Source organism: Erythrobacter ramosus, assembly GCF_009828055.1.
GTDB lineage: Bacteria > Pseudomonadota > Alphaproteobacteria > Sphingomonadales > Sphingomonadaceae > Erythrobacter > Erythrobacter ramosus.
In genome coordinates this window covers 243,501-264,611 of sequence record NZ_WTYB01000001.1, presented here as the reverse complement: position 1 = coordinate 264,611, position 21,111 = coordinate 243,501, and the positions used below count along the sequence as shown (strand labels likewise).

Genomic DNA, 21,111 nt, shown 5'->3' with positions numbered 1-21,111 from the left:
TCAGTTCCCCTGCTTGGCAGGCTGGCCGGGCTTGGCGGGGATGAAGGCGTCGATCTGCTGGCCGACCCTGAAGGCATCCGACGGCGGCAGCGCGTAGATCAGCTGGAGCACCCGGACATCGACTCGTTCCGCCGCCGAGTTGGTGAGCGAGCGCTTGGGCACCACTTGCGGTTCGGCCCGCACGAAGGTGGCATTGACGTGCAGTTCCGCCGCACCGCGCGGGGAGACGACTGCCGGTTCGCCCAGAGCGACACGCGCCACTTCGTTCTCGTCGATATCGACACGGACGTGGAGCGGATTGGTCTCGCCCATCTGGATGAAGGGCTGGCTGTTGCCGCCACCCTGCGTGGCGACGAATTCGCCGGGGCGGATGTTGACCGCGAGGATCTCGCCCGCAATCGGTGCGCGAACCACGAGCCGCTCGATCTCGGTGCGGGCGGCGGCAGCGGCGGATTGCGAGGCGGCGAGGCGCGCGCGGGCGAGGCCGAGGCGGCTGGTTGCAGCGGCTTCCTCACCCTCGGCGCGGATCACTTCGGCGCGGCTGACGGCAGCAGGATCGGAGAGGTTGCGATAGAGCGCCAGCTGTTCGCGGGCGGTCTTCTGCGCGGCGCTCGCTTCGGCGATTGAGGCGCGCGCTTCGTTGATCGCGGCAGCGGCCTGATCGAGGGTAGCTCGCGCGGCGCGGGCATCGACCGTGAACAGCACTTCGCCCTTGGCCACCCGGTCCCCCGGACGCACGCGGACATCGGTGACAAGGCCCGACAGGGCCGAGCCGATGTCGATCACTTCGCTCGACGGCTCGACAATCCCGGCGCCCGCCACGCGCGGCTGGTCGGCCAGCTTGCCGACCGCCTTGGGGGGCTGTTCAACCGGCTCGGAAGTGGAGCGGTCAGGCAAGCCGACGAAGATCAGCCAGGCGCCGATGGCGACACCGATCAGCGCGGCAATCGGCAGGATCTGGCGGGCAAAGCTTAGATTGCGGAACATGGCGTCCTCGGCGGAGTCAGGAGGGAGGGGGAGAGAGTGTTTGGGGCGGCATCAATGGTCATCGGGCATTTCCTTGCCGTCATGCGTGATGCGACCGTCTTCCAGCACGATGATGCGGTCAGCGAGATCGAAGATGCGGTTGTCGTGAGTCACGATGATGCACGCTCGATCCGGCGCAACCGCGACTTCGCGCAGAAGGTCCATCACCCGGCGGCCCGACGAGGCATCGAGCGCGGCGGTCGGCTCGTCACACACCACCAGCCGCGGTTCGTGCACCAGTGCGCGGGCGATGGCGACGCGCTGCTGCTGCCCGCCCGAAAGCTGGCGCGGCAGCTTGTCCGCCTGATTGCCGATATTGAGCTTGTCGAGCAGCACCTTGGCCCGTTCACGCGCTTCCTCGCGCGGCATCCCTTGCGCGATCAGCGGGACGGCGGCGTTGCTGGCGACGTCGATCGACGGGATCAGGTTGTACTGCTGGAAAATGAAGCCGATGTTGTTGAGCCGGAACTTGACCAGCTCAGTATCCGACAGCTTGTAAATGTCGGTGCCGAACACCTTCACCTCGCCCTCGGTCGGCCACAGGATGCCGCACATGATCGAGATCAGCGTCGTCTTGCCCGAGCCGCTTTCGCCCACAACATAGGTCATTTCGCCCGGGCGGATGTCAGTGTTGATGTCGTGCAGCACGCGGATGGTGGTCTGCCCGGCCTCGAAATCGCGGGAGATGCCGCGCGCGCAGATCGCGGCTTCGGGCGCGCAGCCGCCGATTTTTGTCGTGTCCATGATCACCTCCCCGCTCACCTGAACACCGAAGCCGGTTCGGTATTGAGCACGCTGCGGATCGCGATCAGGCCGGTGATGGCGAGGATCACCACCACGGCAGCCAAGCTGATCAGCGGGATCTGCCAGGGGATGTAGAAGCCCTTGAAGAACGGATTGGCGCTGAACCCCTTGATGAAGGCGACCGTGCCGACCACGCCCAGCGCATAGCCGATGATGCCGACCATCCCGGCCTGCGCTGCGACCATCTGGACGATCTTGGAATTGGTGACGCCGATCGCCTTCAAGGCGCCAAATTGCTTGATGTTGTCGCGCAGGAACAGGCTGAAGGTCAGGCCGACAATCGCCACGCCGACCACGAAGCCGAGGAACACGGTGATGCCGAAATTGGTCGGGATGCCGGTGTTCTCGATGATGAAGTTGACGCCGGCCTGCGAGAATTCGTCGCGGGTCTGGGCCTTCAATCCGGTCTCGGCTTCGATCCGCGCGGCAACCTCTTGGGGCGTCTGTCCCTCGCTCACGCCGACCAGCACGAAGCTCAGGCGGTTGCGAGTGCCGGGGACGAACTTCAGAGCGTTGGAATAGCGGGTGTAGAGCACCACGGTGCTGGTGAAGCTCGGGATCGAATCCGCAATGCCGCGGATAACGGCGCGCTGGTCATTGAGTTCGAGCCGCTCGCCGATCGGGTCTTGTTCGGGCGGGAAGAAGCGGGTGGTTCCGGTGTCGTCGATCACCACGCTGTCCGGCGCGAACATCACCGACTTGTCGCCTTTGGCCATGCGTTCGGGCAGGCCGATCAGCGTTGAATCGTCAACGCCGATCACCGCCACGCCTTCGAGATCGCCGTCGGCCGTGCGCACATTGGCGACTGCGCGCAGATGCGGGACGGCCCATTCCACCCCCTCGACCGAGCGCACCCGGTCCAGCGCGGTGCCGGGCATCGCGTAACTGACATCGGTGGTGCGGCTGACCGGGTCCATCACCCACACTTCGGCCTCGGGCGCGTTGTAAACGCCGCTGGCCCCGCGCTCGACCAGGTTGACGAAGATCGTCATCTGCTGGGTGATGAGGAGAGTGGAAAAACCGATACCGAACAACAGCCCATAGAACTTCTGGGCGTCCCCGGTGAGCATCCTGATGGCGATCCAAAGCACGTTGGCAGGAACCTTTATCAGCGGAGAGGGTTGCGCCCTTGGATGATTAGACGCATTGTTGAACGGTCGCGTTTAACTGAACGGAGCCGTTCATTTTGTCAATCTCCGGTTCATCCGAACCTGAAAAAAAACCTGTTCGCCGCAAGGCGGGCCGGCCGCTTGATGCCGCCAAGCGCGTAGCGATCGTCGAGACAGCTGCGCATCATTTCTTCCACCACGGCTATGCCGCCACCGCGATCGAACAGGTCGCCGCTGACGCGGGCGTCTCCAAGGTCACGATCTACAACCAGTTCGGCGACAAGCGCGCGCTGTTCACCGCGGCGGTCGAATGCGAATGCGAGAAGATGCGCGGGCATTTCTCGCTCGAAGGCGCAGTCCACGGCACCGTCCGTGAGCGGCTGACAGCGATCGGCCAGGCGATCTACGCCTTCCTGTTCCGCCCGGAAATGATCCAGTTCGAACGCCGCATCGCTGCCGAGACCGAGGTTGAACCCGCTATTGGCGCGGCGTTTCTCGAAGCCGGGCCGTGGCGGATGAAGCATGGCTTTGCGGCCTATCTCAGTCATGCGGTCGCGGCAGGCGAGCTGGCGATCCCTGATCCGATGCTAGCGGCCGAACAATTCGTGTCGATGTGCAAGGGCATGGGCGATCTTGAACGCCGCTTTGGTGCCTTCGTCACCCCGGAAGCGCGCGATCAGCGTATCGCGGGCGCGGTCGAGGTGTTCCTCGCCGCTTATGGCAAACCGGCGATGCCGTGCGCGACGGATCGATAATTCGCATCACGCTGTTCGAAAATTAGCATCATGCGCGAGCTTGCGCATTATCTTGCCATTCACCGCGCGCATCCTACATTGCAGGCTGACGAAAGGAATCCCTTGCAATGAGTCAGCAAAACGATCCCCAGCCGCAAGGCGACGGCCCCAACCCTTGGGTTAAGCAGCTGATGATTTGGGGCGGGATCTTCCTCGCCCTGCTGCTGGTGGTGACCATGTTCAGCAACGCGGGCCAGACCACGGGCGCCGCGATCCGCTATTCCGACTTCCGCGCCGCTGTCGCCGAAGGCGAAGTGCAAGACGTGCAGATGGGCGCCGAGCTCATCACCGGAACGCTCAAGAATGGCGAGCCGTTCAGCACCGTCCCCGTGCCCAATGATGTCGAAATCACCAAGCTGATGGAAGACAACGGCGTGCGCTTCACCGGCACGCAGCGTGAGGGGCAGAACGTTCTTCTGTTCATCCTGCTCAATTCCCTGCCATTCCTTCTGATCCTCGGCATCGCGTTCTTCGCGCTGCGTCAGGTGCAGAAGGGCGGCGGCGGCGGCGCGATGGGTTTCGGCAAGTCCAAGGCCAAGCTGCTGACCGAACGGTCGGGCAAAGTGACCTTCGACGATGTGGCTGGTATCGATGAAGCGCGTGAAGAATTGCAGGAAATCGTTGAGTTCCTGCGCGATCCGCAGCGCTTCTCCAAGCTCGGCGGTCAGATTCCCAAGGGCGCGCTGCTGGTCGGTTCGCCCGGTACCGGCAAGACCCTGCTTGCCCGCGCCATCGCGGGTGAGGCGGGCGTGCCGTTCTTCACCATTTCAGGCTCGGACTTCGTCGAGATGTTCGTGGGCGTCGGCGCGAGCCGCGTGCGCGACATGTTCGAACAGGCCAAGAAGAACGCGCCCTGCATCGTCTTCATCGACGAAATCGACGCCGTGGGCCGTTCGCGCGGCAATGGCCTCGGCAACTCGAATGACGAGCGCGAGCAGACGCTGAACCAGCTGCTGGTCGAAATGGACGGGTTTGAAGCCAACGAAGGCATCATCATCATCGCCGCGACCAACCGGCCCGACGTGCTCGATCCGGCGCTGCTGCGTCCGGGCCGCTTCGATCGCCAGGTGGTCGTGCCGATCCCCGATATCGACGGGCGCGAGAAAATCCTCGCCGTGCACATGAAGAAGGTGCCGCTGGCCCCTGACGTCAACTCGCGCGTTATCGCGCGCGGCACGCCCGGCTTCTCTGGCGCCGATCTGGCTAACCTCGTCAATGAAGCCGCTCTGCTGGCCGCGCGCCGTAACAAGCGGCTGGTGGCGATGCAGGAGTTTGAAGACGCCAAGGACAAGGTCATGATGGGCGCGGAGCGTCGCAGCATGGTCATGACCGATGATGAGAAGCGGATGACCGCCTATCACGAAGCCGGCCACGCGATTGTCTCGGTGCACGAGGCGGCGTCCGATCCGATCCACAAGGCCACCATCATCCCGCGCGGCCGCGCACTGGGCATGGTGATGCGTCTGCCGGAACGGGACAGCTACTCCTACCACCGTGACAAGATGCACGCGAACCTCTCGGTCTCGATGGGTGGCCGCGTGGCGGAAGAAATCATCTTCGGCCATGATAAGGTCAGCTCGGGCGCTTCGTCGGACATCCAGTATGCAACCAAACTGGCGCGCAGCATGGTGACCCAGTGGGGCATGTCGGACAAGCTCGGCCCGCTCCAGTATGAGGAGCAGTCTGAGGGCTATCTGGGTTACGGGGCCTCGCAGCGGACGTTCCGTTCGGGCCAGACCAACGAGTTGATCGACAACGAGATCAAGGGACTGGTCGAAGGCGCTCATGCCCGTGCCACTGACATCCTCAAGACGCATGAGGATCAGCTCCACCTTCTCGCTCAGGCGCTGCTCGAATACGAGACGTTGAATGGCGAGGAGATCAATTCGCTGCTCGAAAACGGCAAGATTGACCGTCCCGATGCCCCGCGCGGGCCGATGGTGGCAGCGCCGATGCGCGGCTCGGCGATCCCCAAGGCGGGCAAGCGCTTCGGGAAAGGTGACGAGGCACCGCAGGGCGCCTGATCCTCTGCCATGAACAACAAGGGCGCCGGAAGCAATTCCGGCGCCTTTTTTGTTGCTTTCAGCGTGGGTTAAGCTGGCGAGCAGCACATCCGGCCACTTCTCAGGATCAAGAGGCAGGGGCAATCGGATGCTGCGAGTGATGGCTTTGGCGTTGGTCGCCAGCGCGCTGGTGATGTCAGGGGCAAGCATCGCGCAGACCGTGCCCACGACCGCGATCACTCCCTCGCCCGACATGACCGTGGCGGCCTTTCTCGCCCGGGTCGATCAACTGCGCACAGGCGGCCCCGAATGGACGCTTTCACCCGAGGCTGGCGAATTGTTCGGAGCGATCTCGGCCGTCGGCAAGGCCTATCGCCAGACCCTAGCTGACCGGCTCACGGCCGGGCAGCCGGTCGAAGCCTGCCTGCCGCCCGAAGCCGAGATCGAAAGCGATGTGCTGTTCGCTCATCTGGCGGGCTACACTCCGGAAGCCGCTGCGCGCACCACGATCCGCGAAGCTTTCTCGCAGCTTGTGCGTCAGCGTTTCCCCTGCCGTTGATCGCGCTTCGCTGCGGCGCGATCAGAACGCGCCCAGCAGACCCAGAACAATCAGGAACAGCAACACTACGATCTGCATGCAGAAGATAAGCACGCAGAACCGCCAGAACGCCGAAAAGCGGCTGAGGCCATAGGCTTGGCGAAGCTGCTTGTAGAGGTGGAGCGGAGCAGCCACAAAGAACAACATCGCCGACCAGCCGCCGCCATCGGGGATCGTGCTGAGGATCGACATCACGATGAACAGCAGGGACATGAAGCTCAGCGAATAGGTGACGAACACCGCGTGGTCATAGGCCTTGAACTGCCGCCGCCACAGGAACATCGCCCACAGGAACGGCACCGATAGCGGAATGAGCAGCCAGCTGAATTTGTACCCGTTGGCCTGGAGCTTGTAGAGCATCAGCCCTGGATTATTTTTCCATTTTTCCAACAGCTTGTGATCGAGCCACGAATTGCCGGTATTGAAGGTGACGACCTTATCCGTCTCGTCGCCCGGGCTCCCAGCCTTGGCAAAGACCAGATTGAGCCCCTTTAGCTCGCTATCGATCTGCGCGCGGCGAGGGCTCTTCGCGGGTAGGGTGGCACGCTCTTTTTCCAGCGCTTCCATCTGGCTGCGCACCTCGGTCTGAACCGGGTTGTCGTCGTCCGATCCGAACAGGTCGTTCGCCAAATCGGTTGGCGCTCCGATGCCGACCATCTGGAACACCGCGAACATCGCGAAGACCGTGAACAGGAACATCGCCATCGGGCTGACGAACTTGGCGCGCTCGCCCGTAATGTAGCGGCGGGTGAGCTCCCCCGGCTTGAAAGTCAGCAGCGGCAGTGTCTCCCACAGCTTGCCGTCGAGGTGCAGCACCCCGTGCATGATGTCATGCCCGATGGCGGCGAGGCTACGGTGGATGTGGGCCTTCTGACCGCACTCCGGGCAGAAATGCCCGTGATAGGAAGTGCCGCAATTCGCGCAGGTGACGGAACTTGCCGGCGAATGGCTGCCGATCTCGCCGGCTCGGGGTTCGACCGCGCGCGCCAGCAGGCCGCCTTCGATCGCCGCGCCGATTCCCTCGCCCAATCCGCTCATGCTGCGCCCCCCTGTGTCTGCAAACCGCGCTGGTATAAGCCTTTTTCCCGCACCTGCGAAAGCGGCTATTTCTCAGCCAGCTTGCGTTCGATCGCGGTCCAAAGTTGGGCAATGGCGCGCGCCGCAGGAGAGCGTGGGGCGAAGGCGCCGACAGGCTTGCGCTCCACCGCGCATTGTTCGACCGCGCTGGCGAGCGGAATGGCGGGCCAGTTCGGGTTGGCCTCACGCGCTTCCTTGTGCAGGCTCCGGCGCAGGTCGAGCATGGCGAGCACGGGCAGGATCGGCGGATGCCCCTTGCCGGCCCCGCGCACTTCCTCGACCACGACTTCGAACGCCCGGGCCGACAGGGGCGAGGGCGGCAGGGGGACGATGATGAGGTCGGCAGCGCGGATGATCTGAGCGCTTAACTCGTTGAGAACGGGCGGACAATCGAAGATGATCCGATCATAGTCCTTGCCTAGCGCCGCCGTCAGCTTGGCCAGCCGCTTCTTCTTCCCCATCCGGTCAAGCGTGCGATCAATCGCGCGGATGCTCTCGTCAGCGGGTAGCAGGTCGAGGCCGGGAAAGGCGGTCGGCTGGATCAGCTTGGCCGGATCGCTGCCTTCGGCGAACATGCTGTCTGCGCTGCGTTTTTTCTTGGGGTCCACGCCCAAGAGGAAGCCCGAGCCATTGGCCGCGTCCAGATCCCACAGCAACGTCTTGCGGCGCGAGATGCTTGCCGAGCACCAAGCGAGATTAACCGCCAGCGTTGTCTTCCCGACCCCGCCCTTTACGCTGTAGACCGCAATCGATGCCATGCGCCTTGCCGCCCCGTGATATGACCGTTCCGTTACAGCCACATGGGATAACGCCGCGAAGCCCGAAGGCAAGCGCGGGCAAGGCGGGGTCAAGAAGTGGTCAAGCAGAGGCTAAAACGACCGAGGGGCGGTCTGGGCCGGTGAACCCCGGTCTGGACCGCCCCTCGAATTGGGCTAATATTTTATAGCGAAGCGCTTACCCGTCGTAGTCACCGCCGAGCGAGGAGGTGCGCGCCGGTGCCGAGGCGGTGATCCGCAGCGCTTCCGCCGACTGGCTGAGCGAACCGATCTCATCGGCCTCGTCCTCGTCATCGGGCAGGATCTTCTGCAGGCTGGTGACGAGCGATTCATGCAGCGCGCGCGGGCCAACGGTTTCCTCGGCGATTTCGCGCAAGGCCACGACCGGGTTCTTGTCGCGGTCACGATCGATGGTCAGCTCGCTACCGCCCGAAATCTCGCGCGCACGCTGCGCGGCAAGCAGGACGAGGTCGAACCGGTTGGGAACCTTGTCGACGCAATCTTCAACGGTAACGCGTGCCATGGGCAGCCTTTTGTCAGAATCGGGACGGAAAGAGAAGCGCGCAGCTAGGCAGGCGGGGGCACGAAGTCAAGGAAAAGGGGGTGTCAGCCAGCGCGGACCGGACTGTGCAACCCGCATAGGCGACGTGCCGAACCGCGCCTCAGTGTATTCCGAGGCGGGATGCCGGATAGGGCGATCACTGCTCAAAAGGTGAACAAAGTCATCTTATTCCCGCTCTGTGTGAGTTGCGATAGACCTTCCTCGAATCAGGAGCCTATCGCCCATGGGAAAGCGCAAGACCGCCCTCGACCATCTTTCCAGCGGACGTGAGCCGCACATCGTCCATCTCATTCCCCCGGGCGCACCCGGCTATCGCGAGGCCGATGGCGGTGCGATGGTGGTGTCGTCGCCAGCGGAGGTAAACGCGATGGTGCGCCGCCTGAGGAGCGGGGAGCTGGTGACGCTGGATGGCCTGCGCGCCGCTATCGCCCGCCGCTATTCGGTCGCGGTGGCCTGCCCGGTTTCGACCGCAATCTTCCTCAACATGTGCGCCCGTGCCGCCGAGGAGCAGCGCGAGATGGGCATGCCCGATGCCGAGCTGACACCGTGGTGGCGCGTGCTTAAGAAGGGCGGCTTTCTCAATCCGAAATACCCAGGCGGAACGGATTATCAGACCATGCTGCTGGAAGCGGAAGGCGTGCGGGTGTCGCCGTTGCGGCGCCAGCCTGCGGTGTTCGACTTTGCCGAGCGCGCGCCGGTTGATCCGCTGGAGGCCCGGCCTTGATCCGCTAGGCGCTGCCGTCCTACCGCGCCTCCTCCCCATCCTCTGCCAGCATGCGCGCAGTGGTCATCGCCACTTCCATGGCGGTCGCATTGAAGCGCAGGCGGTAGAGCGTGGCCAGACAGGTGAGATCAAAGCGCGACATTTCTGACTGGCGATCCGCGTTGGCGCGAATCAGCGTCAGGATCGAGCGCTGTGCGCGGCCGGCCACCTCGGCCATCTAGCGCGTCGGGGCGAGCAGCCGCAAGGTAATGTAATCGGCGACCTGCACCGGCGTGAACTGAGCGCGTGCCGCAAGTCCCGCGCCTGCTGCGCTTTGTCGCAACGGGCAGTGGCTTTGTGCTTGCCGCGCGTTACAAGGCGCCATGGCCACCGCTCCCGCTCCCGCCGCCGATTCTTCCCAATCCGGCGAGCAGGTGACTGATTATTCCGATCTGGACCCGTTCAACCTCACCGCCGCCGGGCATGAATTTACCTTCTACCCCCACGGGCAGGACCGGCTGAAGGCGCTGGTCGCGCTGATCGACGGCGCGCAGGACAGCCTTAAGCTGTTCTACTACCTGTTCGACAGTGACATCTCCGGCACGATGGTGCGCGACGCGTTGGTCACCGCCGCGCAGCGCGGGGTGACGGTCGACCTGATCGTGGATGATTTCGGCAATGACGCGGGCGCCGAGTTCTTCGCCCCGCTTGAGGAGGCCGGCGGCAGCTTCGCAGTCTTCTCGCCGAATTGGGGCAAGCGCTATCTGGTGCGCAACCATCAGAAGTTCGTGATCGCCGACGGCGCACGGGTGATGACGGGCGGGGCCAATGTCTCCGATCATTACTTCGCGATCCCCGCCAATAATGGGTGGTGCGATCTGTCGGTGCTGATCGAGGGCGCGGTGGTGGAGCAGTTCATGCGCTGGTTCGACCTTTTGCAGAAATGGGTCGCGAACGAGGCCAACGGTCGCACAAGCCAGCTCCGCCGCTTGCGCGATATCGTCAAGGCCTGGGACGGCGGCGCCGATGGGACTGATGGGAAGGTGCGGTTGCTGGTTGGCGGGCCGCTGGTGCGGCGCGGGCACTGGGCATGGTGTTTTCGGCAGGATCTGGTGAAGGCCAAGCGGCTCGACACAGTCTCGGCCTATTTCTCCCCGCCGCGCAGTTACCGCCGCCAGATGGCGCAGGTCGCGCGGCGCGGTGAGGTGCGGATGATCATGGCAGGCAAGTCCGACATCTCGGCCGCGGTCGATATGGCGCGGCTGCTTTATGGCAAGCTGCTGCGCGCCGGTGCCAAGATTGCCGAGTTCCAGCCGTGCAAGCTGCACATGAAGCTGATGGTGGTGGATGATGCGAGCTATGTCGGCAGCGCCAATCTCGACAAGCGGTCGTTCCGCATCAATGTCGAGCTGATGGTGCGGATCGAGGACGCGGAGCTGGCCGCCAAGCTGCGCGAGCTGATCGACCACATGGAAGCCGCCAGTGAGCCAATGACGCGCGAGCGGTATGAACGGGAAAGCACCTTCATCAACCGGATGCGCTGGCGGTTCGCTTACTGGATGAGCCTTGCCGATTACCGCATCAGCAAGGTCGGCGCGAGCTAGCCTGCATCGGTCGTCGGGCCCGCGGTTTAGCCACGTGCTGACCTTATTGGGTTCGCGGCTCTGGCTCCCATGCCGCCCTATTTCGACCGCAAAAGCCGCACCCAATTCGCGCCCGACCGTGTGCCGTGGCTGCTGCTTAAATGGCGCGGCGAGTGATGCGGCGCGAGAGGCTTTTGCCTGTGCTTAACGCGTATTTCACGTCTCCTGACTAATCCCGGCAGGATGAGGGGGATCACCGACATTTTGCGCCGCCGGTTCGTGCCGCCGGTCCCGGATGCGATCCGGGATGATTTCACGATCCTGCGCGCGCGCCGGGTCGAGAGCCAGTCGCCGATGATGTATCTGATGCTGCTCGCCACCACGCCAACGGCGGCGTGGGCGGGCGCGGCTGAGCTTCACTGGGCGATCAAATACGGAATGCCCGCGCTGCTGGCGGTGCTATGCGTGCTCGGTCTGGTCGAGAACCGTGTCAGCCGCAGCCGTCAGCTTAGCTTGCGCCGCGCCCAGCTGATCGTGAGGAAGACCTCCAGCGTTTCGGGCATGGTGGGGGTGATGTGCAGCAGCTGGGCAGTCATCAACTGGCTCGCTTCGCCGCCGGAAAGCCATGCCAGCTTTGCCATGATCATCGCGATGGGAGCGCTGGCGACGGCCTATTGCCTCTCGGCAATTCGCTTGGCCGCGATCGTCAATCTGGTGATCGGGGTGGTGCCGATCTCAATACTGATGCTGGCTTCGGGCCGCCCGGCAGAGATGGCTGCGGCCACCAGCCTGATCCTCGCCACTGTAATTCTGGTGCGCTTCATCCTGCAAGGCCATGTGATGCTGGTTGATCTGCTCCAATTGCAGCAACAGACCCGCGATCTGGCGCACACCGATCCGCTCACCGGCCTTGCGAATCGCCGCGCGCTGGAAGGGCGGATTGCCGCGCTGCTTGGGAAGGGCGATGCTGCAGGCGGGTTCCGGCTGGCGCTGCTTGATCTCGACGGGTTCAAGCCTGTCAACGACCGTCACGGCCATGCCTTCGGTGACAAGCTGCTGCGCAGCGTGGCCGAGCGGCTGCGCGAGACTATTGGTGACGATGGATTGGTGGTGCGGCAGGGGGGCGATGAATTCGCGGTGCTGATCCCGCCGCATTCGCCGCTTAACGGCGCCCCGATTGCGGCGCGTATTCTGATCGCGCTGGCCCGCCCACATCAGATCGAAGGCGTGCCGGTTCAGGTTGGCGCCAGCGTCGGCGTAGCGCAATGGCCCGATGACGGAGCGAGCGCTGACGCGCTGTTCGAACATGCCGACCGCGCGCTATACCAGGCCAAGGCAGAAGCCCGCCCCATGCCGGAGCCGAGTGACGTGGTTGCGCTGACCGCCTGACCTACTCCTGCCCCCAGTCCGAATAGTCCTTGTAATTCGGCGAGGTGAACTTGGTGATGTCGCTCTGGAAGTGGAGCGGGACATTGCCGGTCGAGCCGTGGCGCTGCTTCGCCACGATCAGGGTGGCGCGGCCCACCAGCCCTTCGAACTTCTCCTCCCACGCGCGGTATTTCTCCTGCACATCGGGAGTGGAGCTTGCGTCAGGCGTATCGGGCTTGACCAGCAGGTGGTAGTAATCGCCGCGGAAGATGAACCACACCATGTCGGCGTCCTGCTCGATCGAGCCGGATTCGCGCAAGTCGGACAGCATCGGGCGCTTGTCTTCGCGCTGTTCGACCGCACGGCTGAGCTGCGACAGCGCAATGACCGGAACCTGCAATTCCTTCGCCAGCGTTTTCAGACCTCGGCTGATTTCCGAGATTTCGTTCACCCGGTTGTCGTTTGCCCGGCCCGAGCCTTGCAGCAGTTGCAGGTAGTCGACGATGATCAGGCCGATATCGTGCCGCCGCTTCATCCGCCGTGCGCGGGTGCGCAGGGCCGAGATCGTCAGCGCGGGCGTATCGTCGATATAGAGCGGCAGTTCGGCGAGGCGCTGGCTGGCGTAGGACAGCTTCTGGAAATCCTCGCGGGTCAGTTTACCGCTGCGCAGGGCTTCCGAGGAAATCTCCGCCTGTTCGGCCAAGATACGCGTTGCCAGCTGGTCGGCGCTCATTTCCAGGCTGAAGAAGGCGACCGGCGCGCCGTAATTGAACTCGCCCCCGTCGCGCTGCCATTCCAAGTGCTTTTCGGCGCAATTGAAAGCGATGTTGGTGGCGAGCGAGGTCTTGCCCATGCCGGGACGCCCGGCGAGGATGATAAGGTCGGAATTGTGAAGCCCGGAGGTCTTCTGGTCGATTGTAGAAAGGCCCGTGGTCTTGCCCGACAAGCCACCGCCTGAATTCATCGCCGCTTCGGCCAGCTTGATCGCGTGCATCGCCGCTTCACGGAAGGTCGAGGCTTCGCGGCCGGTCGCCGCCCCTTCGGCCACGTCGAACAGCGCCGCTTCGGCCTGCGCGATGCGGTCCAGCGGCGAAGTGTCCTGCGAGGTATCGAGCGCGCCTTCGACCAGACCGCGCCCGACGCTCACCAATTCGCGCAGCAAGGCGAGGTCATAGATCTGCTGGGCAAGCTCGCGCGGGGCGAGCAGGCCGGCGCCGCTGGCGGTCAGCTGCGCCAGATAGCTGGTGCCGCCGAGCTCCTTCAGCGCCTCGTCCGCCTCGAAATAGGGGCGCAAGGTTACGGGCGAGGCGGTGGCGTTGCGTTCTAGTAGCGCCAGCACGCGGGTATAGATTCGCTGGTGCAGGCCTTCGAAGAAGTGATCGGCGCGAATCGGCACCTGCAATTCTTCCAGCACCCGGTTGTCGATCAGCACTGCGCCCAGAAACGCCGCTTCGGCCTCAAGGTTGTACGGCAGCTTGCGCGCTACCGCGTCGCCATCTGGGGCTTGCAGCTTGATCGGGGTGACTTTTTCGGGTTCGGCCATCGGTGCCTGATGCGCCGCAGCGGCCCCCTCGCGCAAGGGCGGAACGCGCCAATATTTATTTCGCACGCTGTGGATAGTGGGGAGAGCGTGTGCCCAAGCCTATCGAAGTGCTTGAAGTGCGCCCCTTCCATCTGCGAAGGCAGGGATATGGCTGTACCGCCGCCCGATTCCCTGCCCATTTCTCCCGCGCCCGGCGCTGCGGGGGCGCAGCGCATTGCTCAGGTCACGCTCGATGAAGCGACGATTCTGTGGCGCAATGCCGATGTCGAACAGGAACGCCGGGTGGCGATCTATGACCTGATCGAAGAAAACACCTTCAAGCCGGTTCGCTCCGCGGAACGCGGGAGCAGTGGTCCGTATCACCTGCACCTGTCGGTCACCGATGGACGGCTCGGCATGGATATCAGTGATACCGCGGGACAGTTGCTGGAAACCCTGCTGATCGGCATGGCCCGGTTCCGCCGCCCGATCCGCGAGTATTTCGCGATCTGTGACAGCTATTATCAGGCGATCCGCAAGGCGACCCCGGCCGAGATCGAGACGATCGACATGGCCCGGCGCGGCATTCACAATGATGCTGCCGAACTGCTGCTCGAACGGCTGGAGGGCAAGGTCGAGACCGATTTCGCCACCGCCCGGCGGTTGTTCACGCTGATCTGCGTGCTGCACATCAAGGGTTAGGGCGGGGGAGCACCGGAGGCATGGCGGCATCCAGCGCAAAGGGCGCAAAGCGCACGCGCAGCCGCGGCGGACGTCGGCGGCGGTGGCTGCTGCGGATGGCGGCGCTTGCGATTCTGTTCGGCCTCGCCTTTGCGGGATGGCTGTGGTGGGACATGCGCGCCTGGCGCCCGAACGAGACTCTTTACCCCGAACAGGGTGCGCTGGTGCCAGCGGGCGGCGGCGAGGTGCGATTTGCGACGTTGAAGGCGGTGGGCGCGCAGTTCGTCTATCTGCCGCTGGCAGCAAGCGCATCCGGCGGCTTTGCTGACCGCTTCGCCCGCGCGCGGGAGGCGGGCTTGCAGGTCGGCGTGGTGCTCGATTTCGATCCCTGTCTGGGTGCTGATGCGCAGAGCGGGATGTTCGCCCAGATGGTGCCGCGCGATGCCGATCTGCTGCCGCCCGCCATCGGGCTTGCGCGGCTGGCTGATAATTGCACCCCCAAGGTCAGCGATGCGGCGGTCGAAAGCGAGCTGATGACGTTGATCAACCAGATCGAGACCCATGCCGGGCGCCCGGTGATCCTCAAGCTGTCCCCCGCCTTTCAGGACCGTCACAACACCGCAACCACGCTGGCGCGCGACCTGTGGCTGGCGCGCGACCGGGCGCGGCCCGACTATGCAGGCCGTCCGTGGCTGCTATGGAGCGCCAACAGTGCGCTGGTGACAGAGGCTGCGGCGGAGCCGGTTGAATGGGTGGTGGTGCAGAAATGATGCTCGACGACGCGCAGGAACAGGCCCTGATCATCGCCGCCTTTGCCGCGGCGGAGCAGGCCTATGCGCCCTATTCCGACTACCCCGTCGGCGCGGCGCTGCTGTTCGATGACGGCGCGGTCATCACCGGCTGCAATGTCGAAAACGCCAGCTACGGCCTTGCCCTGTGTGCCGAGACTGTCGCGGTCGCCAAGGCGTTTGGCGAAGGCCGGCGCGGCGGATTGGTGGCCGTCGCGGTGGTGGGCCTGAAGGCTGATGCCGAGCCGATCACGCCCTGCGGCCGCTGCCGTCAGGTGCTGAACGAAGTCGCCGCGCTGGGCGCTACCGATCCGCTGGTGCTGTGCGTCAGCAAGGACGACGTGCGGCGCGTGACGCTTTCTGCGCTACTGCCGCACGCGTTTGGGCCCTCTCACCTTGCCTAGGCAGGTGGGTTAGGCGTCTTTCCCTTCCAACCACTCCACCAGCGCCGCCAGGCATTCGCGGCCCAGCAGCTTGCAGCGTTCCGGTGACCAGCCTTGCTCCGGCTCAGGGAAGTCGGCCAAGTCCTTGTAGGGCATCTCCAGCGTCATCGCGACTGCGCCGAAGCGTTCGGCGACCTGGTTGGTGCTCATCGACAGGTTGGCCCGGCCCGGGGAGGCCTTGGGGTAGCCGAGCTTGGTCTGGAAATCGGGCGTGCGGCGGTCGAGGATGCGCTGGTAGCGGTCATAGCCATCGCCCTGCGCCTGCGTCCACGACGGGATGCCATCGAACCCGGCGATGAACACAGCCGGGATCGCCTCGTCCGCATGGACGTCCATCGCGAAGTGAACGCCGGTCTGATCCATCCGATTGCGGATCGCCAGCACTTCGGGCGAGCGCTCCGGGGTCGGATCGGCCCATTCGCGATTCAGGTTCGTGCCAACCGCATTGGTTCGCAAATGTCCCCGCCGCGAACCATCAGGGTTACAATTTGGCACGATGTGGATGCGGCAGGCCTTGCGCAGCGCCCGCGCAACCGGATCGGCGGGATCGGTCAGGCACTCGATCGCGCCTTCCATCCACCATTCGGCCTGCGTCTCGCCCGGATGCTGGCGGGCATAGAGCCACACCTGCGTGTCGCCTTCGCCCAGTTCGAGGCAGTCGATTGGCTGACCATCGAGCGTCGTGCCGAGCCGGACATAGTCGACCCCCTCGCACGATGCCGTCTCGGCGATCAGATCGTGGTGCCGCTCCATCGAGTAGGGTGCGAAATAGGCGCACCAGAACACATCGGTGGCGGGGAGGTAACGCACCGTCAAAGTGCCGCCATCCTCGTCCTTGTTAAAAGTGCTCGCCGTACGCGCCCAATAGGCGCGGTCTTCGCTGACGCAGGCGTCATAATCCGGCCAGCCGCCGGGATAGGCGCTGGCATTGAGGCCGGTCAGCTTCAGCACCACTTCCTCGCCCGCCTTCGCGCTCACCCGGAAGTGGAACCACTGAAAGAACTCGGATTCGTTATCGCGCCGGATCGCAAGCCGCGCGGTCGCGCCGTCGATCCCGAGCACGTCAATATTGCCGCTATCGAAACCGGCATCGATGAAAAGAGAGGTCATTATCGTCCTTGAAGCTTCTTGACGTCGATCGTCACAGTCTCGCCATTGCCACCGGGAAAGTCCTTGAACAACCCGGTAGCGAGCGTGCGGGCGCTGGCATCGACCTGCGAGTAGGGCGACTTCACCCCGGTTGGCAGCTGCGCGCGGCCTTCCCACAAGGTGGCGCCGTCCGTCTGGCCGATCCGCACCGACAATTCGGTCATGGTATTGGCGCCTTCACGCCCACCACCGAGATTGATGCCGACCCCCATGCCGAGACCGGAGCCGAAGCCGCCGGTCTGCCCGCCAACGCCGACGCTGACCGGGCCGCGTTCACGCACGGGAGCGGCGGCAATCGGCGAGCGGGTGGTGCGGATCGCTGCGACCTGCCCGGCGGGCGTGCCTTCCGCGACCACACTATAGCCCAGCCGCGCCAGTTCGCCGCTGACGGCGGTGGCAAAGGCACTGCGTGCGTTTTCGTTCTTCACCTCGTCAGGGAAGGTGATCGCAATCGTGCCTTGTCCAAGCCCCGCCGGGCTGGGCGCAACAAAGCGCGTGACTTCGACCGGGCCAGTGTAAGGCGTTGTCGCACAAGCCGATAGCGCCAGTGCGGCTGCGGCGGCGAGGGGAGCAAGCAGGCGGGCAGGCAGCATGACGCAGGTTCCTTTTGTGTACAGCAGACTATAGGGCGCAGCAGGCCCGGTGCACAGACCCGTGTGTGTGTGATCCAGGTTGAGAATTTTGAAGTGGATTGCATGATAGGGCCTTCGTCCATGACATCTCCCGGCAAACCTTCCGTGCTCGTGACCGGCGGCGCGGGCTATATCGGCAGTCACGCGGTGCTGGCCTTGCAGGATGCAGGCTGGCCTGTGGCGGTGATCGACAACCTGACAACAGGCTTCCGCTTTGCGCTGCCCGACGGCGTGCCGCTGTATGAAGGCGATATCGCCGATGCGGACTTGCTGGCGCGGATCTTTACCGAGCAGGGCACGGGCGCGATCATGCACTTTGCAGGGTCGATCGTGGTGCCGGAAAGCGTTGCCGATCCGCTGAAGTATTACCACAACAACACCGCCAAAAGCCGCGCGCTGATCGAAGCGGCGGTCAGGGGTGGAGTGCCGCATTTCATCTTCTCTTCGACTGCGGCGACCTATGGCATCCCCGATGTCGCGCCAGATTCCCCTGGCGTGTCCGAAGATACGCCGCAGCGCCCGATCAACCCCTATGGCTGGTCAAAGCTGATGACCGAGCAGATGCTCGCCGATGTCGCAGCGGCCCACCCGCTCAATTTCGGCGTGCTGCGCTATTTCAATGTCGCAGGCGCCGATCCGCAGGCGCGCAGCGGGCAATCGACCGCCGGTGCAACCCATCTCATCAAGGTCGCGATCGAGGCGGCCTTGGGAATGCGCGAATCGGTGAGCGTGTTCGGCACCGATTACGCCACGCCCGATGGCACCGGGGTGCGCGACTATATCCATGTCAGCGATCTGGCGGCGGCGCATGTGCAGACGCTGGAGGCGCTGATTGCCGAGCCTGCACGCTCGCTGACGATGAATTGCGGCTATGGCCGGGGGTTCTCGGTGAACGAGGTGCTCGACGCGGTCGACCGGGTGACGAATCGCAAACTCGATCGCCGGATCGAAGGTCGGCGCGCAGGCGATCCCGATTCGCTGATTTCTCACCCCGCGCGGCTGAAGCAGACGCTTGGGTGGCAGCCTGCCCATGCCGAACTCGACACGATCATCGCCCATGCACTGGCGTGGGAGCGCAAATTACGCGATTTGCGGCGCTGACAGGGGCAGGTTCGCATTGACGCCGCAGACCGGTGTCGCTAACGGCACGCTTCGATTTAACGCGCGTCGGCCTTGTCCGGCGCGCTTCTCTTTTGGAAACGAGCGCCATGAAGATCGTCAATAGCCTGAAGTCGCTGAAGGGCCGTCACCGCGATAACCGCGTGATCCGTCGCCGCGGCCGCACCTATGTGATCAACAAGACCGACCGTCGCTTCAAGGCCCGCCAGGGCTGAACGGCGCCGCTGCCCGGCATGGGCGGCTGATGAATTTGGCGGCCCGCCTCCTTACCGGAGCGCGGGCCGCGGTCATTTGGGGCTAAGAGGTTTGGGGTTGTGATGCGCAAAGCGGTGGTGTTCGATGTCGGTCGGGTGCTGTTCGAATGGCAGCTGGCTGCGCTGTTCGAAAAGCTGATCGATGATCGGGACGAGCTCGACTGGTTCCTCGCCAATGTCGTGACCGAGGAATGGCATTTCGAGCATGACCGTGGCCGCGCATTGGCGGACATGGTGCCGGAACGGATCGCGCAGTTCCCCGCGTACGGATCGCTCATCAATGCTTACGCGACCCGCTTCAACGAGACTGTGCCGGGGCCGGTGCCGGGCTCGCACGCCATCGTCGAGCGGTTGGCGGGGGCAGGCGTCCCCCTGTTCTGCCTGACCAATTTCGGCGATGAATTTTGGCACCTGTTCCGCCCGACCCAGCCGATCTTCGATCACTTCGAGGACATCATCGTTTCAGGCGTCGAGAAAATCGCCAAGCCCGAACCGCGCATCTACGAAATCGTTGAGCAGCGCAGCGGGCGCGCGGGCGCGAACCTGTTCTTCACCGACGACAACCCTGCCAACATCGCAGCCGCCAAAGCGCGCGGCTGGGACGCGCACCTGTTCACCGATGCGGCGAGCCTTGAGGCGCAATTGCGCGGCGGAGGGCTGCTCTAGATTTTTTGTGTGCGTCCGCGCCTCCGCGCCTCCGCGCGGGCGTCCTCGGCGCTGAGCCCTTCGCTGCGCTGCGGGGCACCTGCGGGGCGGCCGCGTGGCCTTGCGGACCCTACGGGTCCGAATCGGCTCTGTCCCGGACCCGTAGGGTCCGCAAGCTCGACCGCGCGCCCGCAGGTGCTCGCGCGCAGCGCGAAACAGCACCGAGGACGCTAGCCCGGATGGGCGAGCGCAAGGCCAAAACGCCAAACCCCCGGCCACGCTCTGGGGAAAGCGTGCCGGGGGCCGTGGAGCTCTGTCACGGAGGGAGAGGAGGGCCGTGCAGAGAGGGACTTATGTCAGGCTGAAATCAGCCGTTGCACTTGGCCAGTTCTTCAGCGGCCATTTCCTGACCATCGACCTTGAAGGTCGCGATTTCGCCAAACTTGCGGTTCAGGCCGCGGCACACGCGCAGGGGGCGAGCGGTGGTCTTGCCGGCGACGCAGGTCGCGTCCTTGCAGGCCCAGGCGACGCCATCGGTGACTGCCTTGGTTTCGCTCGCCGGGGCGGACAGCGTGGCGTGGTAATAGGTGGTGCCAGCGGCCTGAAGCGGGGCAGCGCCGGTGGCGACGCCGAAGCTGAGGCCAGTGTAAACCAGCGCCGAGGCGAGGACGGCGAGCTTGCTGCCGCGCGAAATGGAGAGGGTGTTGATCATCGGGGTATCCTTTGCCTGTTGCCTTGAAGGGGGAGTGCCCCTGTGGTCTCAATCACTTTATTTTGCAATGCAACATTTCGATTCGAAACCGGTTGCTATTCGCTACCTAACCAACTAGGTTGCGGGTTGCAACTGAAAACTGAAATTTTTTTGTGAGGCCGACAAAAAGCGGTTACACATCACCCCGGAAGGGGAAGGGACACGACCTATGGGTGATTTGAGAGAACCGCTGCGCGAACTTATCGAATGCGGCTTGCCGCAAGCGCTGGAGGTGATGGGTGAACGCTGGTCGTTCATGATCCTGCGGGCAAGTTTCAACGGTCTCAAACACTTCGAGGAATTCCTGAGCGAGCTCGGGATTGCCCGCAACATCCTCTCCAACCGCCTCGCCAAGCTGGTTGAGCACGGCATTCTCAAGCGCGAACCTTGCGCCGATGATCGTCGGAAGATCGAATATCGCCTGACCGAAAAGGGCTTCGATCTGCTCCCGGCGATGCTGGCTTTGCGCCAATGGGGGCAGAAATACGGCAGCGAAATCGTGGTTGAGGACCCGGTGCTGGTCGACGAGCGGGACCGTTTGCCGATCGGTCCGGTCTCGATCCTCGCGCATGACGGGCGCATTCTCGGCCATCAGGACCTGTGGCTGACGCGTCCGGTCAACCTCGGCCGCCGCGCCGATGGCACGATCGCGACCCCCGGTGCGGCACTCGGCAAGGGCGATGTGGTCGATCTGGCAGAAGCCAAGGCTGCCGCCGCGCGATAA

Annotated in this window: 25 protein-coding genes; 13 read left to right on the top strand and 12 right to left on the bottom strand. The window is 64.1% G+C overall.

Features of this window, described 5'->3' with window-relative positions; all coding sequences use genetic code 11:
* From GRI59_RS01425 to GRI59_RS01415, 3 genes are read right to left on the bottom strand one after another with little or no spacing between them, the layout of a single operon-like run.
* The gene (locus GRI59_RS01425) at positions 1 to 987 is read right to left on the bottom strand and encodes an efflux RND transporter periplasmic adaptor subunit (RefSeq protein WP_160759420.1); all 987 of its coding nucleotides are present in this window, start codon (positions 985 to 987) and stop codon (positions 1 to 3) included.
* A gap of 51 nt (positions 988 to 1,038) precedes the next feature.
* Positions 1,039 to 1,770: an ABC transporter ATP-binding protein gene (locus GRI59_RS01420; protein ID WP_160759419.1), complete on the bottom strand. Its 732-nt coding sequence runs from the start codon at positions 1,768 to 1,770 to the stop codon at positions 1,039 to 1,041.
* Between the two features lie 14 nt (positions 1,771 to 1,784).
* A complete protein-coding gene (locus tag GRI59_RS01415) occupies positions 1,785 to 2,921 on the bottom strand; it encodes an FtsX-like permease family protein (protein ID WP_160759418.1) in 1,137 nt (378 codons plus the stop codon).
* Between the two features lie 95 nt (positions 2,922 to 3,016).
* Between GRI59_RS01415 and GRI59_RS01410 the strand changes: the two genes are divergently transcribed.
* The 3 genes from GRI59_RS01410 to GRI59_RS01400 all read left to right on the top strand — a co-directional run bounded on the left by GRI59_RS01410 (position 3,017) and on the right by GRI59_RS01400 (position 6,295).
* The gene (locus tag GRI59_RS01410; protein WP_160759417.1) at positions 3,017 to 3,694 is read left to right on the top strand and encodes a TetR/AcrR family transcriptional regulator; all 678 of its coding nucleotides are present in this window, start codon (positions 3,017 to 3,019) and stop codon (positions 3,692 to 3,694) included.
* A gap of 107 nt (positions 3,695 to 3,801) precedes the next feature.
* A complete protein-coding gene (gene ftsH / locus GRI59_RS01405; protein WP_160759416.1) occupies positions 3,802 to 5,757 on the top strand; it encodes an ATP-dependent zinc metalloprotease FtsH in 1,956 nt (651 codons plus the stop codon).
* A 127-nt stretch (positions 5,758 to 5,884) separates the two neighbouring features.
* Complete coding sequence (locus GRI59_RS01400) at positions 5,885 to 6,295, top strand: hypothetical protein (protein WP_160759415.1); 411 nt, start codon at positions 5,885 to 5,887, stop codon at positions 6,293 to 6,295.
* A 21-nt stretch (positions 6,296 to 6,316) separates the two neighbouring features.
* Here GRI59_RS01400 and GRI59_RS01395 read toward each other — a convergent pair whose 3' ends face one another.
* The 3 genes from GRI59_RS01395 to rpoZ form a co-directional block, all read right to left on the bottom strand.
* Positions 6,317 to 7,372: a DUF3667 domain-containing protein gene (locus GRI59_RS01395; protein WP_160759414.1), complete on the bottom strand. Its 1,056-nt coding sequence runs from the start codon at positions 7,370 to 7,372 to the stop codon at positions 6,317 to 6,319.
* A gap of 65 nt (positions 7,373 to 7,437) precedes the next feature.
* On the bottom strand, positions 7,438 to 8,169 hold the full coding sequence (locus tag GRI59_RS01390) for a ParA family protein (RefSeq protein ID WP_160759413.1): 732 nt from the start codon (positions 8,167 to 8,169) through the stop codon (positions 7,438 to 7,440).
* A gap of 196 nt (positions 8,170 to 8,365) precedes the next feature.
* Positions 8,366 to 8,710: a DNA-directed RNA polymerase subunit omega gene (gene rpoZ, locus GRI59_RS01385; protein ID WP_160759412.1), complete on the bottom strand. Its 345-nt coding sequence runs from the start codon at positions 8,708 to 8,710 to the stop codon at positions 8,366 to 8,368.
* A 262-nt stretch (positions 8,711 to 8,972) separates the two neighbouring features.
* Between rpoZ and GRI59_RS01380 the strand changes: the two genes are divergently transcribed.
* Entirely contained in the window at positions 8,973 to 9,473 is a 501-nt protein-coding gene (locus GRI59_RS01380) for an MGMT family protein (protein ID WP_160759411.1), read from the top strand.
* A gap of 19 nt (positions 9,474 to 9,492) precedes the next feature.
* On the opposite strand, the gene GRI59_RS01375 is transcribed toward GRI59_RS01380, so the two are convergent.
* On the bottom strand, positions 9,493 to 9,690 hold the full coding sequence (locus tag GRI59_RS01375; RefSeq protein ID WP_160759410.1) for a hypothetical protein: 198 nt from the start codon (positions 9,688 to 9,690) through the stop codon (positions 9,493 to 9,495).
* Positions 9,691 to 9,837, bottom strand: a complete 147-nt coding sequence (locus GRI59_RS01370) for a hypothetical protein (protein ID WP_160759409.1) — start codon at positions 9,835 to 9,837, stop codon at positions 9,691 to 9,693.
* On the opposite strand from GRI59_RS01370, the gene GRI59_RS01365 reads away from it, so the two are divergent.
* Positions 9,836 to 11,056: a phospholipase D-like domain-containing protein gene (locus tag GRI59_RS01365; protein WP_160759408.1), complete on the top strand. Its 1,221-nt coding sequence runs from the start codon at positions 9,836 to 9,838 to the stop codon at positions 11,054 to 11,056. The two genes, GRI59_RS01370 and GRI59_RS01365, sit on opposite strands and share 2 nt — an antisense overlap.
* A gap of 222 nt (positions 11,057 to 11,278) precedes the next feature.
* Positions 11,279 to 12,424, top strand: a complete 1,146-nt coding sequence (locus tag GRI59_RS01360; RefSeq protein ID WP_202390842.1) for a GGDEF domain-containing protein — start codon at positions 11,279 to 11,281, stop codon at positions 12,422 to 12,424.
* A 1-nt stretch (position 12,425) separates the two neighbouring features.
* On the opposite strand, the gene GRI59_RS01355 is transcribed toward GRI59_RS01360, so the two are convergent.
* A complete protein-coding gene (locus GRI59_RS01355) occupies positions 12,426 to 13,946 on the bottom strand; it encodes a replicative DNA helicase (protein WP_160759407.1) in 1,521 nt (506 codons plus the stop codon).
* Positions 13,947 to 14,093: 147 nt separating this feature from the next.
* Here GRI59_RS01355 and GRI59_RS01350 point away from each other — a divergent pair, with 147 nt between their 5' ends.
* The 3 genes from GRI59_RS01350 to GRI59_RS01340 are packed head-to-tail and all read left to right on the top strand — an operon-like array spanning position 14,094 to position 15,798.
* Positions 14,094 to 14,627: a UPF0262 family protein gene (locus GRI59_RS01350; protein WP_237440634.1), complete on the top strand. Its 534-nt coding sequence runs from the start codon at positions 14,094 to 14,096 to the stop codon at positions 14,625 to 14,627.
* 20 nt (positions 14,628 to 14,647) lie between these two features.
* Positions 14,648 to 15,376: a glycoside hydrolase family 25 protein gene (locus GRI59_RS01345; protein WP_160759406.1), complete on the top strand. Its 729-nt coding sequence runs from the start codon at positions 14,648 to 14,650 to the stop codon at positions 15,374 to 15,376.
* Positions 15,373 to 15,798: a cytidine deaminase gene (locus GRI59_RS01340; protein WP_160759405.1), complete on the top strand. Its 426-nt coding sequence runs from the start codon at positions 15,373 to 15,375 to the stop codon at positions 15,796 to 15,798. Before GRI59_RS01345 ends, GRI59_RS01340 begins: the two co-directional genes overlap by 4 nt.
* A gap of 9 nt (positions 15,799 to 15,807) precedes the next feature.
* Here the strand turns inward: GRI59_RS01340 and GRI59_RS01335 are convergent, their stop codons facing one another.
* Complete coding sequence (locus GRI59_RS01335; protein ID WP_160759404.1) at positions 15,808 to 16,947, bottom strand: M14 family metallopeptidase; 1,140 nt, start codon at positions 16,945 to 16,947, stop codon at positions 15,808 to 15,810.
* On the bottom strand, positions 16,947 to 17,579 hold the full coding sequence (locus GRI59_RS01330; RefSeq protein ID WP_160759403.1) for a hypothetical protein: 633 nt from the start codon (positions 17,577 to 17,579) through the stop codon (positions 16,947 to 16,949). Before GRI59_RS01330 ends, GRI59_RS01335 begins: the two co-directional genes overlap by 1 nt.
* Positions 17,580 to 17,699: 120 nt before the next feature.
* On the opposite strand from GRI59_RS01330, the gene galE reads away from it, so the two are divergent.
* The 3 genes from galE (at position 17,700) to GRI59_RS01315 (ending at position 19,657) form a co-directional block, all read left to right on the top strand.
* Entirely contained in the window at positions 17,700 to 18,719 is a 1,020-nt protein-coding gene (galE, locus tag GRI59_RS01325) for a UDP-glucose 4-epimerase GalE (protein WP_160759402.1), read from the top strand.
* Positions 18,720 to 18,826: 107 nt separating this feature from the next.
* Positions 18,827 to 18,952, top strand: coding sequence for a type B 50S ribosomal protein L36 (gene ykgO / locus GRI59_RS01320; protein WP_017666014.1), 126 nt, complete (start codon positions 18,827 to 18,829; stop codon positions 18,950 to 18,952).
* A 102-nt stretch (positions 18,953 to 19,054) separates the two neighbouring features.
* Entirely contained in the window at positions 19,055 to 19,657 is a 603-nt protein-coding gene (locus GRI59_RS01315) for an HAD family hydrolase (protein WP_160760368.1), read from the top strand.
* A gap of 346 nt (positions 19,658 to 20,003) precedes the next feature.
* Here GRI59_RS01315 and GRI59_RS01310 read toward each other — a convergent pair whose 3' ends face one another.
* The gene (locus tag GRI59_RS01310) at positions 20,004 to 20,348 is read right to left on the bottom strand and encodes a CC_3452 family protein (RefSeq protein ID WP_160759401.1); all 345 of its coding nucleotides are present in this window, start codon (positions 20,346 to 20,348) and stop codon (positions 20,004 to 20,006) included.
* A 208-nt stretch (positions 20,349 to 20,556) separates the two neighbouring features.
* On the opposite strand from GRI59_RS01310, the gene GRI59_RS01305 reads away from it, so the two are divergent.
* Positions 20,557 to 21,111 carry a winged helix-turn-helix transcriptional regulator gene (locus tag GRI59_RS01305; RefSeq protein WP_160759400.1) on the top strand — a complete coding sequence of 185 codons (555 nt, stop codon included), beginning with the start codon at positions 20,557 to 20,559 and terminating at the stop codon, positions 21,109 to 21,111.

Excerpts from the sequence above, each read along its gene's own strand:
- GRI59_RS01425 (WP_160759420.1), bottom strand. The coding sequence starts at position 987 with ATGTTCCGCAATCTAAGCTTTGCCCGCCAGATCCTGCCGATTGCCGCG.
- GRI59_RS01420 (WP_160759419.1), bottom strand. The coding sequence starts at position 1,770 with ATGGACACGACAAAAATCGGCGGCTGCGCGCCCGAAGCCGCGATCTGC.
- ftsH (WP_160759416.1), top strand. The coding sequence starts at position 3,802 with ATGAGTCAGCAAAACGATCCCCAGCCGCAAGGCGACGGCCCCAACCCT.
- GRI59_RS01400 (WP_160759415.1), top strand. The coding sequence starts at position 5,885 with ATGCTGCGAGTGATGGCTTTGGCGTTGGTCGCCAGCGCGCTGGTGATG.
- GRI59_RS01395 (WP_160759414.1), bottom strand. The coding sequence starts at position 7,372 with ATGAGCGGATTGGGCGAGGGAATCGGCGCGGCGATCGAAGGCGGCCTG.
- GRI59_RS01390 (WP_160759413.1), bottom strand. The coding sequence starts at position 8,169 with ATGGCATCGATTGCGGTCTACAGCGTAAAGGGCGGGGTCGGGAAGACA.
- rpoZ (WP_160759412.1), bottom strand. The coding sequence starts at position 8,710 with ATGGCACGCGTTACCGTTGAAGATTGCGTCGACAAGGTTCCCAACCGG.
- GRI59_RS01380 (WP_160759411.1), top strand. The coding sequence starts at position 8,973 with ATGGGAAAGCGCAAGACCGCCCTCGACCATCTTTCCAGCGGACGTGAG.
- GRI59_RS01375 (WP_160759410.1), bottom strand. The coding sequence starts at position 9,690 with ATGGCCGAGGTGGCCGGCCGCGCACAGCGCTCGATCCTGACGCTGATT.
- GRI59_RS01365 (WP_160759408.1), top strand. The coding sequence starts at position 9,836 with ATGGCCACCGCTCCCGCTCCCGCCGCCGATTCTTCCCAATCCGGCGAG.
- GRI59_RS01370 (WP_160759409.1), bottom strand. The coding sequence starts at position 9,837 with ATGGCGCCTTGTAACGCGCGGCAAGCACAAAGCCACTGCCCGTTGCGA.
- GRI59_RS01360 (WP_202390842.1), top strand. The coding sequence starts at position 11,279 with ATGAGGGGGATCACCGACATTTTGCGCCGCCGGTTCGTGCCGCCGGTC.
- GRI59_RS01355 (WP_160759407.1), bottom strand. The coding sequence starts at position 13,946 with ATGGCCGAACCCGAAAAAGTCACCCCGATCAAGCTGCAAGCCCCAGAT.
- GRI59_RS01350 (WP_237440634.1), top strand. The coding sequence starts at position 14,094 with ATGGCTGTACCGCCGCCCGATTCCCTGCCCATTTCTCCCGCGCCCGGC.
- GRI59_RS01345 (WP_160759406.1), top strand. The coding sequence starts at position 14,648 with ATGGCGGCATCCAGCGCAAAGGGCGCAAAGCGCACGCGCAGCCGCGGC.
- GRI59_RS01340 (WP_160759405.1), top strand. The coding sequence starts at position 15,373 with ATGATGCTCGACGACGCGCAGGAACAGGCCCTGATCATCGCCGCCTTT.
- GRI59_RS01335 (WP_160759404.1), bottom strand. The coding sequence starts at position 16,947 with ATGACCTCTCTTTTCATCGATGCCGGTTTCGATAGCGGCAATATTGAC.
- GRI59_RS01330 (WP_160759403.1), bottom strand. The coding sequence starts at position 17,579 with ATGCTGCCTGCCCGCCTGCTTGCTCCCCTCGCCGCCGCAGCCGCACTG.
- galE (WP_160759402.1), top strand. The coding sequence starts at position 17,700 with ATGACATCTCCCGGCAAACCTTCCGTGCTCGTGACCGGCGGCGCGGGC.
- ykgO (WP_017666014.1), top strand. The coding sequence starts at position 18,827 with ATGAAGATCGTCAATAGCCTGAAGTCGCTGAAGGGCCGTCACCGCGAT.
- GRI59_RS01315 (WP_160760368.1), top strand. The coding sequence starts at position 19,055 with ATGCGCAAAGCGGTGGTGTTCGATGTCGGTCGGGTGCTGTTCGAATGG.
- GRI59_RS01310 (WP_160759401.1), bottom strand. The coding sequence starts at position 20,348 with ATGATCAACACCCTCTCCATTTCGCGCGGCAGCAAGCTCGCCGTCCTC.
- GRI59_RS01305 (WP_160759400.1), top strand. The coding sequence starts at position 20,557 with ATGGGTGATTTGAGAGAACCGCTGCGCGAACTTATCGAATGCGGCTTG.